The following is a 971-nucleotide window of genomic DNA, read 5'->3' as shown; positions in this document are numbered from 1 at the left end:
CCGCGAGGCACTCGATCACGTCCGCCGTCACTCCTGGCTCGAGCTGGTCGCGAGCGACGAACTGCTCGCCGAGACCGAACGTCTGGTCGCCTCGTTGGCCGATCCGGAGCTCGCGGCCGACCACCGCGAGCGCCTCGAGGCCGAGCGCGTCGCGGTCGACCAGCCCGAGGACGACCACCCGGCGCTCGCCTCGGCCTACCAGGGGTCGGCCGCTCACCTGCTGTCGTACGACGACCGGCTCACCTCCGCGAAGGCGGGGCTCTCGCTCCAGCCGCGCGTCTCGGTGAGCGTCCGCCCCCCCGACGCGTTCGCGACCCTGTTCGATCCCGAGAGCCTCTACGAGGCGACCGTCGGCGACGAGTATCCGGGACCGGACGCCGATCCTCGAGCGTAGATATGTACTAACTTCGAGCTACCGATTCGTTACGTTGGCGACCGAACCTACCACTGGTACTTTTATCAGCTATCAGTGGTATCGGCAGAGCCATGCTGAATACGCAGCGCGTTTCAGCCGCGACACTCACAGACCCGATATAAATAGATTATTCGATTAAGAGAGAGACCGATGCGGACACGGCCGGTACACGTTAGTATGGGACACGAATGCCGTGCCGATGACCGAGGCAGCGACACCGAACCAAAATTCTACCTCCCCGCCGGGAACACCCCACCGTTCTACGCCAGTCACTTCGAGCGTCTCTGGGCGTCGCTATTCAACCGATACGTTGAATCAGCATAGTGGGCTTCCCTGAGATGCTGTCACAATTTAGCTGGAAGTAGGCGCTAAGCCCCCTTCCTCAGCGAGCGCCGACCGAAGGGAAGGTGCGAGCAGGGAGGGGATACAGCGCCGCACGGTTTTCAAATACGTTCGACGCTCGGCCCACAGGCCCACGTTCTACCAAATCTATTATACGTGTATCGCGCATAGCGTGCATTACGGTGAAACGGAAGACCATCACCATTCGGGAGGA

The 971-nt window shown here is 61.7% G+C and carries 1 protein-coding gene; it reads left to right on the top strand.

The window, feature by feature from the left end:
• A partial coding sequence (locus tag ACNA7R_RS20480) for a hypothetical protein (RefSeq protein ID WP_416285378.1) occupies nt 1–394 on the top strand: 394 nt, incomplete at its 5' end.
• Nucleotides 395–971: the final 577 nt, after the last annotated feature.

This window comes from Natronococcus sp., assembly GCF_047921035.1.
In the GTDB taxonomy this organism is placed as follows: Archaea; Halobacteriota; Halobacteria; order Halobacteriales; family Natrialbaceae; genus Natronococcus.
This window is presented reverse-complemented; position numbering and strand designations above follow the sequence as displayed.